The sequence below is a fragment of the Flavobacterium sp. ST-158 genome, assembly GCF_058309975.1.
Map to the genome: position 1 here is coordinate 507,066 of NZ_JBZEEN010000001.1, position 12,775 is coordinate 519,840.

A 12,775-nucleotide genomic window follows, 5' to 3' on the forward strand; every position below is an offset into this window, starting at 1 on the left:
TCCCATCAACATCTGTATAAACAGTAGCCGCTTGGTCTTTAACTGATATTCTAAATCATTTTCTTTTTGTATTAATTATTTCTGAATCCATTTTCCTGATTCGTCAGCATATAAAACACCTTCTTTATCAGCTGTTTTTACTTCTAATTTATACTCGTTTTTATCGTTTTTGTAAGCCTTATTTAGAACGGCATCAGGAAAAGCTTTCTTTAAAGCTTCGGATACAGCAGCAGGAACTTCCTCTGTTTTAATTTCTGTAAATTCATCTGTTGCTGGAGCTGCTGCTTCTACAGGAGCTGCTTGTTCCGTTGGAGCAGCTTGCTCTTCTTTTGCCTGAGCGTTAATAGTTGACAAACCTCCTAATACGATTGCTGCTGCTAAAATTAATTTTTTCATAATGTGTGTATTTTAAAATATTATTATTCTTTAGATTATTTTTGATATTTGATTATTTTTGAATCCATTTTCCTGTTTCGTCAGCATACAAAGATCCTTGTTTATCACCAACTGTAACATCTAATTGGTATTCTTTTTTACCATTTACATAAGCCTTATTAAGCACTGCATCTGGATATGCTTTCTTTAAAGCTTCAGTTACTGCAGAAGGAACTTCTTCAACTTTAATTTCTTTAAATTCATCTGTTGCTGGAGCCGCTTGCTCTGTTGGAGTTGTAGCCTCATCTTTCTCTTGAGCATTCATTGTTGATAAACTTCCTAATACGATTGCTGTTGCTAAAATTAATTTTTTCATAATGTGTATATTTTAAATATTATTATTGTTTTACACTTAGGACATTGAAATTATCATACCAACTATTTTCAAACACATCACAAACACAAAAACAACTGATTTACAGTAATTTAAAAATAAACAGCAATTTTACACTTTGTGTATTAGTGTGTAAAATCATATCAAAGTGTATCTTTTTTACACACTTAAGTGCATAAAAAAAGCCGTACATAAACTGTACGGCTTGATTGTATAAGAAGAATAATAGCGATTATTCTGGATCATTCATTTTAAAAGTATCCATAAAAGCAGTTGTATAATCACCCGCTATGTAACGAGGATCATCCATTAATTGTCTGTGGAAAGGAATTGTAGTTTTAATACCTTCAATTACAAATTCGTCTAATGCTCTTCTCATTTTACTAATTGCCTCTTCACGAGATTGGGCAGTAGTAATTAATTTAGCAATCATCGAATCGTAATTTGGTGGAATAGTATATCCGGAATATACGTGAGTATCTAAACGTACACCGTGACCACCTGGCATATGTAAGGTAGTAATTTTTCCTGGTGAAGGTCTAAAATCATTGTATGGATCTTCAGCATTGATACGACATTCAATTGCGTGTAATTGTGGTAAATAGTTTTTCCCAGAAATTGGAATTCCTGCTGCTACCATAATTTGTTCACGAATTAAATCGTAATCAATTACTTGTTCGGTAATAGGATGTTCTACTTGGATACGCGTATTCATTTCCATGAAGTAGAAATTACGGTGTTTATCTACCAAAAACTCCACTGTTCCAGCGCCTTCATATTTAATATATTCAGCTGCTTTTACTGCTGCTTCACCCATTCTTTGACGCAATTCGTCAGTCATAAATGGAGAAGGAGTTTCTTCCGTTAATTTTTGGTGACGTCTTTGTACAGAACAGTCTCTTTCAGAAAGATGACAGGCTTTTCCGTAAGCATCTCCTACTACTTGGATTTCAATATGACGAGGTTCTTCAATCAATTTCTCCATGTACATACCGTCATTTCCAAAAGCAGCAGCTGCTTCTTGACGCGCACTTTCCCATGCTTTATGAAGTTCCTCTTCTTTCCAAATAGCACGCATCCCTTTTCCACCACCACCAGCAGTAGCTTTCATCATTACAGGATATCCTATTTCTTTTGCTACTTTTTGTGCTTGTTCAAAAGATTCTAAGATTCCTTCAGATCCAGGAACACATGGTACTCCAGCTTCAATCATAGTCGATTTTGCCGAAGCTTTGTCTCCCATTCTATCAATCATTTCAGGAGCAGCTCCAATGAACTTAATACCGTGTTCTTGACAAATTTTTGAAAATTTAGAATTTTCAGAAAGGAAACCATATCCTGGATGAATTGCATCAGCATTTGTAATTTCGGCTGCAGCAATAATATTTGACATTTTCAAATAGGATAAGTTGCTAGGTGCCGGTCCAATACAAACCGCTTCATCAGCAAACTTTACATGCAAACTTTCTGCATCAGCAGTAGAGTAAACAGCAACTGTTTTAATTCCCATTTCTTTGCATGTTCTAATTACACGAAGTGCAATTTCTCCTCTATTTGCAACTAATATTTTTTTAAACATCTCTTTTGAGTTATGGGTTATGAGTTATAAATTTTTATAAAATTATAAATAAGGATAAAACGTATTTATAATTTATAATTTATAATTTCTTATGATGGATCTACTAAAAATAAAGGTTGATCAAATTCTACCGGAGACATATCGTCAACTAATATTTTAACGATTTTTCCAGAAATTTCAGATTCGATTTCGTTGAATAACTTCATTGCTTCAACAACACAAAGTACATCTCCTTTAGCAATAGAACTGCCTACTTCTACAAACATTGGTTTATCTGGAGAAGGTTTTCTATAGAAAGTACCAATCATTGGCGACTTGATAGTAACATATTTAGCATCATCGGCAGCTGGAGCTGCTGCAACTGGAGCTGCTGCTGGTGCCGCAGGTGCTGCTACAATTTGTTGTACTGGTGCCTGAGCAGGTAATTGTTGTACATAAGTTGGCTCAGAAGCAGGGCTTTCTAGCGTAGTTCTAATGGTAATTTTAACATCATCCATTTCTAACTTCACTTCAGCAACGCCAGAATTGGATACAAATTTGATTAGGTTCTGAATTTCTTTTAAATCCATAATATTTGATTTTAGTTTAAATTTATTGTTTGTTGTATGCCCATTTTAGGTAAATAGAACCCCAAGTGAATCCTCCTCCAAATGCAGCAAAAATAATAGTATCTCCTTTTTTAAACAAATGTTCGAAGTCACTTAAAACCAGCGGTAAAGTGGCCGATGTAGTATTACCGTATTTTTCGATATTCATTAAAACCTTAGATTCTTCAAGGTTCATGCGGCTCGCTGTAGCATCAATAATTCGCTTATTTGCCTGATGCGGTACTAAAAAGTTAACATCTTCATTGGTAAGATTATTTCTTTTAAGAATTTGCTCACTAGCATCAGCCATATTGGTTACCGCATATTTAAATACAGTTTTCCCATCTTGTCTAATACTATGCCTTTTTTCTTCAATAGTTTGAATCGTTGTTGGATGAAGCGAACCTCCAGCATCAATTTTTAAGAAGTCACGACCAATACCATCACTTCTTAAATACTCGTCTTGCAATCCTAAACCTTCATGATTAGGTTCAAACAAAACAGCCCCTGCACCATCCCCAAAGATAATACAAGTTGTTCTATCTGTGTAATCTACAATTGAAGACATTTTATCAGCCCCAATTAGCAATACTTTTTTATATCTTCCTGATTGTATGTATGCTGCCGCTGTAGACATTCCGTATAAAAAACTGGAACATGCGGCTTGTAAGTCGTAAGCAAAAGCATTAGTAGCTCCTATTTTAGTGGCAACATAAGCACCTGTTGCCGAAACTTGCATATCTGGTGTGGCAGTTGCCATTAAAACCAAATCAATTTCTAAAGGATTTATATTGGCTTTAGCAATTAAATCTTCAGCTGCTTTGATAGCCAAGAAAGAGGTTCCTTTATCAGCATCTTTTAAAATTCTTCTTTCTTTTATTCCTGTACGCGAAGTTATCCATTCATCGTTTGTGTCCACCATCGTTTCTAAAACTTGATTTGTGAGCACAAAATCTGGAACATAAGCTCCAACTGCAGTAATTGCGGCCGTAATTTTATTCATTTTACTCGGATATTTTCCCTTCTATAAAACCATAGAAGAAAACGTTTAAAAAGGGGTTAAAATTACAAAAAAAAATTAAACCCTTTATCTTTAAAACTTCTAATTTAACGAAAATTACAAACAACAAAAAACTCTCACAAAGTGTGAGAGTTCTCGTATTATCTATAAAAACATATTATGCAAAAGTAGCTTCTGACTTATCAATAACTACTTGTCCTCTGTAATACATTTTTCCTTCATGCCAGTAAGCTCTGTGGTATAAATGCGCTTCTCCTGTAATAGGACAAGTAGCGATTTGTGCTACTGTAGCTTTATAATGTGTTCTTCTCTTATCTCTTCTTGTTTTTGAGATTTTTCTTTTAGGATGTGCCATTTTACTATATTATTTATCCGTTAATAGTTGCTTTAATTTGTCCCAGCGTGGGTCTATGTTCTCTTCTTTATTCTCTTTTTCATCTATTTCTTTAACTTGCAATTCATTCAGTTTTTCTAAAGCTTCCGTTTTTAAACTTCCATCTTTAACTCCTGGATGAACTCGTTTTAAAGGTACCGATAGAGCAATCATCTCATAAATATATTGTGCTATATTTATTTCAAATTCTCCAAAAGGCAAAATCAACAACTCTTCATTATCATCATTAAACACTTCACCAAAACGGACTATCAGTTTCATTTTACCCTTAATTGGCAAATCAAAATCTTCTCCCGTTAAGTCGCAAGGCACATTTACTGTCCCTTTGTGCTTAAAACTCAACTCAAGCATATTGCTTTTTTTCTCTAAAACTACTGCTACTTTGATATCTGAATTTTGAAATTCATCATACTCAAAGTTCTCAAAGAACGCATTATTTATTTGATACTCAAAATGATGTTTCCCTAGCTTTAAGCCAACGAAAGGAATTAAAAATTCTTTAGTCCTGTCCATTTCAACAAAATTTTGCCCGTAATTCGGGAGTGCAAAGATATAAAATTATTATAAATCCAATAACTTATTAATCTTTTTTTATTTACATTTATTTTTCCCTAACTTTTAGCGGCTTTTCGGTGATTTCTTCGTACTGAATCCTTGAACGATAGACATCTATAGCCAAATAGACTGCTTCTTTAAACGAATTATAATCAGCAATTCCTTTCCCCGCAATATCATAAGCCGTTCCGTGATCTGGCGAAGTTCGAATCTTATCCAAACCAGCCGTAAAATTAACTCCTTTTCCAAAAGACAAGGTCTTAAAAGGAACCAATCCCTGATCATGATAGGTCGCGATAATTGCATCAAACTTTTCATAATAACCACTACCAAAAAAACCATCCGCTGCAAAAGGCCCAAAAACCATCGTTCCTTTATCAAACATTTTTTTCAATACTGGTTTAATTAGTTCTTCATCTTCTTTCCCAATAACCCCTCCATCACCACAATGTGGATTCAAACCTAAAACAGCAATTTTTGGGTTATTGATACTAAAATCACGAATTAAAGATTGCTTTACTGTATTTATTTTTTTTACAATTAAGTCTTCTGTCAATCGGGAAGCCACTTCACTTATTGGCACATGATCCGTTAGCAAACCTACACGCAGATTATCCTGAACCATAAACATCAAAGCATCTCCACCCAATTCCTGATCCAAATAATCCGTATGTCCTGGGAATTTAAAATCTTCAGATTGAATATTGTACTTATTAATAGGCGCGGTAACCAAAACATCCACCAAACCTTCTTTCAAAGCTTTTGTTGCAGCCACAAAAGATTTTATAGCATATTCCCCTACTTTATCATCATTTGTTCCTAAATTCAAATCTACCCCTTCTTTCCAAACATTTAAAACATTGATTTTACCCGGAACAAACTGATCCAATCTATCAATACCATGCAATACTACCGTAGACTCTAAATTTCTTTTTATAAAAGACAAAATCTTTACATTAGCAAAAATAACAGGCGTACAAAGCTCTAGCATTCGGGCATCTTCAAATGTTTTCAGAATAACCTCGCTTCCAATACCATTTAAATCTCCAATTGAAATTCCTACTATAATATTTTCTGCTTTTTTAATCATATCCCCAAATTTTTATTGCTAATTTTGAAGGCAAATTTAGTAAAATAAAACAAGAATGTTTACAGGAATCATAGAAACCCTTGGAACCATCCAAGAAATAAAAAAAGAAAAAGACAATATTCACATAACAATAGACTCTTCTATCACAACAGAACTCAAAATAGACCAAAGCGTTGCTCACAATGGAGTTTGCCTAACAGTAGTAGCCATAAAAGACTCCACATACACCGTAACAGCCATTGACGAAACCATCCAAAAAACCAATTTAGGAACATGGAAAGAAGGAGATTTAGTTAACCTGGAAAGAGCCATGAAACTTGGAGACCGCTTAGATGGACATATCGTTCAAGGTCATGTAGATCAAACAGGAAATTGCATTTTAATCCAAGAAACAGACGGAAGCTGGCTTTACACCTTTGAATACGACGACAAATTAAACAATATAACTATCGAAAAAGGCTCTATCACTGTAAACGGAGTTAGCCTAACCGTTGTAAACTCTCAAAAAAATCAATTTAGCGTAGCCATTATTCCCTACACGCACGAACATACTAATTTTAAAAATTTCGTAGTAGGTTCTAAAATCAATCTTGAATTTGATGTCATTGGAAAATACGTCTCCCGATTATACGCCAACAAAATTTAAAAAAGAAAGGCTCGGTTATACCGAGCCTTTCTTTTTTAATATAGAAGTATAAATTTTATAAAAACCAAACAACAAACAAGACACCTGTAAAAACATAATACTTTCATCTATTGGCAATCCTGGAGGCGGAGGAGTCTTTTCAAAAGTTGTTTTTGCTGCAGGAGCTGGCGGAGTATCGCCCGCCATAGCCCCCCCCATGCTCATCATGAAGCAGATAATAAAAAAAATATATTTTTTTAACATTTCTCTCATATAAAACAAAAAAACATTTAGCCATGATTAAACAAGCTCCCAAACTACTCCCTTCCATTCTCAAAACCAAACATCAGGAACAAAGATATAGCATTTAAATGAATTCTTCACAAAAGAAAACCTCATCAAAACGTTAATTTTAAAGGGTTTTTATCGATTTTTTTAGCGTTTTAACACTAAACCAAGCCCCTTTATGTATCCAAAATAAAATCACAAAGTAATCTAAAAATAATTTATTTCTAACTCATTTTCAGATATCCCTCTTTTTCTAGACATACTAATCTTCACAAAATTTCATCCATAAAAAAAGCCCTCACATTGCTGTGAAGGCTTGATTTTACTAGTGGTCCCACCTGGGCTCGAACCAGGGACCACCTGATTATGAGATAGACTTTTAACTTTTCCATTTAATTGCATATAGATTCAAAACTACTGTTTTACAGATGTTTATCATTTTAAAAAAATATTTTTGTTTCATCCGGTTTCACAATATGCACGCATTTGTTGTACGTATGTTGTACTTTTAAAAATATTAAAAATGAAAGCTAGTGTAAAAATCATTCTAAAAAAGACAATGCTTAACGATGGCACATTTCCTGTCAATTTAAGAATAACAATTGATAGAAAGTCTAAATTCTACAAAACACCTTACAATACTTTACCAAAATTTTGGAATGACAAAGCAGGCGAATTTACAACTAAATTCCCAAATAGTTTGCAATGTAACAGAATATTAAATTCAATAAAACAAAATGCTTCCAAAATATTAGACATAATGATTGAAGAAAAACATGACTTTTCTCTGGAATCATTTGACTCTTTACTTAGACCTGAAGAGGTAAAAAAACTAAGTTTTATTGCTTATTTTGAAGAAAGAAAACTTCAATTAAAAGAATCCGGAAAAATAAGCTCCAGCAGTTCCTATCGTGACACTATCTCAGCACTTACGAGATTTAGACCAACCATTTCAACTTACGATTTTTCAAAAATCAATTACGATTTCTTAATAGCTTTTGAGTCCTTCTTACGAGCCAATGGCTGTAATGATGGTGGTATTGGTGTATATATGCGTAATATTAGAGCCATATATAACTCAGCGATAAAATCTAAAATTATTTCTAGTGAATTTTATCCTTTTAAAGATTATGTAATTTCTAAATTAAAATCCAGCAAAGTAAAGAAAGCTTTAAACAAAGAAGATTTACAACTATTACTAAACTATGATATTTCTAAAAACAAAGAAGGAGCTAAAGCCTTATACACTTACTTATTCAGTTTTTATTGCCGAGGTATGAATTTCACTGATTTAGCTGAGTTAAAATGGGAAGAAATTGATTTAAGCAGTTTTTCTTACGTTAGAAATAAAACCGGAATAAAATTAAATGTAAAAATCCCAGATAACAATTATATGAGAACTATCCTAAACTACTTCAAAACTTATCGCCCATTTGATACCGATTACATTTTTCCAATTTTAGAAAAAGATAAAAAACTTTACACCAAAGAAGAATTGAGAGATCGAAAAAAAAGTGTTTTAAATTATTATGGAAAACTTCTCAATACTATTGCACTTCAATGTGGCATTAAAAACAAAGTAACTTTTTATACAGCCAGACACACTTTTGCAACCTTATCGTTAAAAAAAGGTATTAATACCGTTATGATTAAACAAGCCTTAGGACATCAATCTATCAAAACAACTGAAACTTATCTGGAAGATTTTAATACAGAACAGTTAGACACTGCTTTTGAGAACTTAATATAACAAACATGCATTTAAAATAATGTAGCTTAACTTGGATCGAAATTTTTATTTGCATATCCACTATTGTTTCAATTTAAAACCACCGTATAATATATATGAAACTGTCTTGAAAAATTTGAAATCTCCTGATGTTACATTGTAATATATTCTTTTAGTTAACCAAAAGTAAATAAAATGTTAACTTGTGCATCGTAAGTAAATATAACCACAACTAAAAATCCCAAACTACAACTTTTTTAAAGTTGTAATTTGGGGGTTATATTAACAGACCATCTTGTTAAGATAAATTAAAATAAATAATCGTCTGCAAAATATTTATATTCTTCAGTTTTAGTTTCATTGCTTTTATTGTTTTCTTCATACATTCGTTTTACTTCAGAGTATAATTTATCTAAGTTTAACGAGTCTCCTTCATAAACTTTATCTAATAATTTTGCTAGATAAGGATTGTTATCTGGATTTTGTTTTGTGCAAATCAAAGTAAATATGTTGCTTTTAAAAACAGTAAAATTTCCTTTTTCTCTTAAAAACACTTCATCCACCAAATTATTGTATAATTCCCAATGATCTTCCACTTTAATCATTACATTAGTGATTGTGTAAATACCATAACCTCGTTTCTTATTAAATTCTGTATGCGAGTATGACTTCGTCCAACAGTATTGTTTATTATTATATTCGAAGTATAATTCTTGAATTAATTCGGAATAATGCTTTTCTCTATCAACCTTAGCCCTTCCTTTAAACCATTCTAAAGTCCCCTCGTCAATGGGCAAATTTTTGTTGTAATTGTTCCAGCGATTCCATTCCACAGAATTTTCTGAAGAAAGTGAAATCAATAACTCTTCAGGAGTTCTGTTTTTAGCTTGTTTGATATCCGGATATAATTTCTTTAGCTTAATAGTAGGACTATATGTAATCAAGGTTACATTTTTAATTTTTGAAGATTCGGTAACTTTTACGCTTTCTTCATTATTTTTTTTATTCTCTTGTGAGCAGGCAAATAGCCCAATCATTAAAAAACTGTATTTTATTAATTTTATCATTCGAACTGTATTTTAATATGTAAAAATTTCTTGATTATTAATTAGTTTAAACCCACCGGAAAGAACCACAGAAACTGTATCAGAATAATAAATGTCTCCTGATTTTACTTTGTAATATAAATTTCCTTTTAGTTGCCCTACATTTAATGAAGCTTTAACAATGCCATCATTGGCTGTGGCAGTTAATTCTGCCCCCACACTTACTGAGCAGCCAGTTTCAAAAGTGCAACTTCCATATAAAAGCACTTGGGCTTCAGCTAATGCTTTTACAGTAGCTTTTACAGTAGCACTACCTGTAACAGTTACAGAAGAATCATTTGAATAAACATCTTGTGCCAGATTATTATTTAATTGATATTTTTTTAAATTCACTGTACATGAAGCTCCACCACTAATACTCAAATACAAACCAGCTTCTACTGTAGGCACACCAGGAGGTGACTGAAAAGACCATCCAGGAACAGCGACATCTCCAGAAGAGGTCGAAAATCCAAAAGTTCCACTATACTTTGTGAAAGTGCGTATAAATCTTGAACCAGGATCTACTTCATTTTCTCCAATAGAGCGAGAAATATTAAGATTAAAACTTGTTTTTGAACCAATTACATTAGCATTTCTTGCAATTGCATCTAAATTACTGGTTACCCCAGGAAAAGATAAGCTTGACACAGGTACATAACTGATTTTTGGCAAAATACTAACTTCTACATTATGTGTAGAAGAATTTGGCCAACCACCAGTTGCTGTTTTTGTTCCTGATACAGCGGTGAGATGAGTATCGGTAATATTGTTAACGGCAAATTGAGTTATTATATGATGATATGGTGTCCATACGTTCCTATCTAATAGGGAGGTAATAGTAATTTTCTTATCATCATCGAGTATGTATAAAGTTTCATTTGTATTTGCAGTCCTGTCTTTAGAATCGCTTACTTTAATACCTGTTATCACAAAATCCTCTTTACATGAACTTAAATCATTTGACATAATATTCTCTTTTGTAAAACCTATTGGACAGGATGATGGATCTAATGGTGGATCCTCAGGATCTGTTGGTGGATCCTCAGGATCTGTTGATGGATCTTCAGGATCTGTTGGCGGATCTGTTGGTGGATTTGTACAAGGATAATCAATACTAAAAGGATCTGTACAGTCTCCTGAGTCAACTGTGCCACATTCCTTAAATACATAATCCACATATTGAGTCTGATTTATATTAACCCCTGTATTACAATAATAAGTTTCTACTACGGTTAAATATATGTCCACACAATCAGATGATTGAATTAAATCATTATCTACTGTTGTACTTGTACATACTTCATTACTATTATCATCACCATAATCATCACCATAATCATCACCATAATCATCACCAAAAGGATCATCAAAATCATAATCAGAATTTACATTCTGTCCATAACTATTCCCACTCACCAATAAACATAAAAACATAATAGCTAATATAAAATATTTCTTTTTCATATTTCTTATTTTTTAATTAAAAGAGTAGTTTTTACTTCATTGCCATAAACCAGTTTTAAGATATAGTATCCTGATGGTGCGTTAAGATTAAGAGTTTTAGTTTGTTTTCCTTTCTCTAGATTCCTCCATTTCTCGCTGTATAGTTCTCCAGCGTTCATATTGTAAATACTCACTGTAACATCGGCAGCTTGGGCTAGGTCAAAACTCAGGTTGAAATTACTTACTACAGGGTTGGGGTATACCACTACCGAAGAGATTATCTCTGGGAAATCACTTTCTTTGAATATTTTTTTTTCAAGAATAAGGTACATTGGTTTTTCATTCTCTCTCTCCTTGATATTGTAAAGTTGCAAATTACCTACCAGAAATAGCGATTCTTGAGATTGAACGAATTGTAGTTTAGCCTCTCTAAATTCGTAGTTAACAGGTCTACTTCCATTGTAATGCTCTAATCGATCTACCTTCGAATCCTGAAACACAATGGCATCCTCTTCTATTCTGGCAGTGAAAGTAACCGTGTCGCCAGCAGTTTCTTTCCACTCTCCTATTAGATTTTTGCCGTTTTGATTGAGTTCTATTTGCAAAGGCGAGGTAGCGATTACATTTTGACCACTCCAATCATAGTAAGTCAAATATCCTGTATAACTGCCACTAATGTCGTTCTTAATAGGTTGTTGTTTCACTTTTTGAAAAGTTTCAGGAGCGACAGTTTCAGTTATTTTAATAATTTCAGGAATAACAGCTGATTCTGTTTTGCTGTTTTTTGGATTTACATTTTCGGCTTCTGTTTCGGTTAATTCAACATCGGCTGGTTGATATCCTAGTGCAGCTGCCTTTTTAAGCAATGATTTTGCTTTTTCTAAATCAATTGCTACTCCATAACCATTACGATAGCATAATCCTAACATATATATAGAGGCTTTGTCTCCTTTTTGGGCTGCAATTTCAAATAGTTTTTTAGCTTGATCATAATCTTGTTTGCAACCCAAGCCTTTATAATTCAAGTATCCTTGGGCGTATATGCAACGTGGATACCCAAGGTTTCCACCTTGCTTGAAAATATTCATCGCCAAAGGGTAATTTTGAGGCACGCCTTCCCCTTTTGCTGTCAATAATCCCCAAAAAAACCATCCTTGGTGGTAACCAGATTTGGCTGATTTTTCAAAACATTCTATAGCTTTTGTTGGATTTTTAATCGTACTAATCCCTTCTCTATACAATATAGCCAGATTAAACCAAGCTTTTGAATACCCATTTTCGGCTGCCTTCAAAAACCAATTGATACTTTCCTGCTCGTTAATTTGTGTCCCAATTCCTTTGCTATATAATAAGCCTAGTCCATTCATCGCTTCTGGAATGCCCATAGCGGCTTGTTGCTGATAAGTGGCAAATGCAGCTTGGGGATTGTAAATCATACTACCTTCTTTAAGCTGCATTTGTGCAACATACAGATTTTTTTTGGTCTCTGGCAATTCCTGCGAATACCCCATCATACTACTTAGGAGTAGCAATAGAGAGAGACCTTTTTTTGTGGTTTTCTTCATAAAATGTATTTAAAGGTTAATTATTACTTGTTTTTGCCAATG

The 12,775-nt window shown here is 33.2% G+C and carries 14 protein-coding genes; 2 read left to right on the plus strand and 12 right to left on the minus strand.

Features of this window, described 5'->3' with window-relative positions:
• Positions 1 to 75 precede the first annotated feature (75 nt).
• From AC4FRF_RS02100 to pdxA, 8 genes are all read right to left on the minus strand, one after another.
• Positions 76 to 396, minus strand: a complete 321-nt coding sequence (locus AC4FRF_RS02100) for a hypothetical protein (protein WP_491157789.1) — start codon at positions 394 to 396, stop codon at positions 76 to 78.
• Between the two features lie 52 nt (positions 397 to 448).
• Positions 449 to 751 (minus strand): hypothetical protein, encoded by a 303-nt coding sequence (locus AC4FRF_RS02105; RefSeq protein ID WP_491157790.1) that lies wholly within the window; start codon positions 749 to 751, stop codon positions 449 to 451.
• A 250-nt stretch (positions 752 to 1,001) separates the two neighbouring features.
• Positions 1,002 to 2,348 carry an acetyl-CoA carboxylase biotin carboxylase subunit gene (gene accC, locus AC4FRF_RS02110; protein ID WP_491157791.1) on the minus strand — a complete coding sequence of 449 codons (1,347 nt, stop codon included), beginning with the start codon at positions 2,346 to 2,348 and terminating at the stop codon, positions 1,002 to 1,004.
• 89 nt (positions 2,349 to 2,437) lie between these two features.
• Positions 2,438 to 2,917: an acetyl-CoA carboxylase biotin carboxyl carrier protein gene (gene accB / locus AC4FRF_RS02115; RefSeq protein ID WP_491157792.1), complete on the minus strand. Its 480-nt coding sequence runs from the start codon at positions 2,915 to 2,917 to the stop codon at positions 2,438 to 2,440.
• A gap of 22 nt (positions 2,918 to 2,939) precedes the next feature.
• Positions 2,940 to 3,938 carry a beta-ketoacyl-ACP synthase III gene (locus AC4FRF_RS02120; RefSeq protein ID WP_491157793.1) on the minus strand — a complete coding sequence of 333 codons (999 nt, stop codon included), beginning with the start codon at positions 3,936 to 3,938 and terminating at the stop codon, positions 2,940 to 2,942.
• Between the two features lie 175 nt (positions 3,939 to 4,113).
• Positions 4,114 to 4,311: a 50S ribosomal protein L32 gene (rpmF, locus tag AC4FRF_RS02125; protein ID WP_073242095.1), complete on the minus strand. Its 198-nt coding sequence runs from the start codon at positions 4,309 to 4,311 to the stop codon at positions 4,114 to 4,116.
• 9 nt (positions 4,312 to 4,320) lie between these two features.
• Entirely contained in the window at positions 4,321 to 4,863 is a 543-nt protein-coding gene (locus AC4FRF_RS02130) for a YceD family protein (protein ID WP_491157794.1), read from the minus strand.
• Between the two features lie 88 nt (positions 4,864 to 4,951).
• On the minus strand, positions 4,952 to 5,995 hold the full coding sequence (gene pdxA, locus AC4FRF_RS02135) for a 4-hydroxythreonine-4-phosphate dehydrogenase PdxA (protein ID WP_491157795.1): 1,044 nt from the start codon (positions 5,993 to 5,995) through the stop codon (positions 4,952 to 4,954).
• Between the two features lie 55 nt (positions 5,996 to 6,050).
• Between pdxA and AC4FRF_RS02140 the strand changes: the two genes are divergently transcribed.
• On the plus strand, positions 6,051 to 6,641 hold the full coding sequence (locus AC4FRF_RS02140; protein WP_491157796.1) for a riboflavin synthase: 591 nt from the start codon (positions 6,051 to 6,053) through the stop codon (positions 6,639 to 6,641).
• A 15-nt stretch (positions 6,642 to 6,656) separates the two neighbouring features.
• Here AC4FRF_RS02140 and AC4FRF_RS02145 read toward each other — a convergent pair whose 3' ends face one another.
• Positions 6,657 to 6,848 (minus strand): hypothetical protein, encoded by a 192-nt coding sequence (locus tag AC4FRF_RS02145; protein WP_491157797.1) that lies wholly within the window; start codon positions 6,846 to 6,848, stop codon positions 6,657 to 6,659.
• A 583-nt stretch (positions 6,849 to 7,431) separates the two neighbouring features.
• Here AC4FRF_RS02145 and AC4FRF_RS02150 point away from each other — a divergent pair.
• A complete protein-coding gene (locus AC4FRF_RS02150; RefSeq protein WP_491157798.1) occupies positions 7,432 to 8,658 on the plus strand; it encodes a phage integrase SAM-like domain-containing protein in 1,227 nt (408 codons plus the stop codon).
• A 287-nt stretch (positions 8,659 to 8,945) separates the two neighbouring features.
• On the opposite strand, the gene AC4FRF_RS02155 is transcribed toward AC4FRF_RS02150, so the two are convergent.
• The 3 genes from AC4FRF_RS02155 to AC4FRF_RS02165 are packed head-to-tail and all read right to left on the minus strand — an operon-like array spanning position 8,946 to position 12,733.
• Entirely contained in the window at positions 8,946 to 9,704 is a 759-nt protein-coding gene (locus tag AC4FRF_RS02155) for a hypothetical protein (RefSeq protein WP_491157799.1), read from the minus strand.
• A 12-nt stretch (positions 9,705 to 9,716) separates the two neighbouring features.
• Positions 9,717 to 11,189, minus strand: a complete 1,473-nt coding sequence (locus tag AC4FRF_RS02160; RefSeq protein WP_491157800.1) for a hypothetical protein — start codon at positions 11,187 to 11,189, stop codon at positions 9,717 to 9,719.
• 5 nt (positions 11,190 to 11,194) lie between these two features.
• Positions 11,195 to 12,733, minus strand: coding sequence for a T9SS type A sorting domain-containing protein (locus tag AC4FRF_RS02165; protein WP_491157801.1), 1,539 nt, complete (start codon positions 12,731 to 12,733; stop codon positions 11,195 to 11,197).
• Between the last annotated feature and the right edge of the window lie 42 nt (positions 12,734 to 12,775).